This window comes from Bacillus sp. SIMBA_005 (assembly GCF_046535585.1).
Lineage (GTDB): Bacteria > Bacillota > Bacilli > Bacillales > Bacillaceae > Bacillus > Bacillus pumilus.
In genome coordinates, this window is the sequence record NZ_JAWRWI010000402.1 from 1 (window position 1) to 272 (window position 272).

1 protein-coding gene is annotated in these 272 nt (G+C 34.9%); it reads right to left on the reverse strand.

The window, feature by feature from the left end; all coding sequences use genetic code 11:
- Positions 1-6: 6 nt before the first annotated feature.
- A partial coding sequence (gene macP / locus SB660_RS20635; protein ID WP_410584211.1) for a cell wall synthase accessory phosphoprotein MacP occupies positions 7-272 on the reverse strand: 266 nt, incomplete at its 5' end.

Below are 272 nucleotides of genomic sequence, written 5' to 3' on the forward strand. Positions count from 1 at the left end.
TCTTTTTTAAAATTTGAAAACTATCACCGTGATAATAATCAATAAAACCACTAAAATCACGATATATTTCGTGATTTTTTTTCCGCGTTCTTCTCTTTTTTGAGCTTCAATACGACGGCTTTTATAAACCAGATTTTTTTCCATTTGGGCTTTTTGAGGCGCAAATTTCTTGATTAGCTGGGTATCATCTTGTCTCGCTTGTGCAATTTCTCGCTCCAAGCGTTCTTTTTCACGAGCCGCTTGCTGAATCATTTCATCTGTTAATAAAGGTT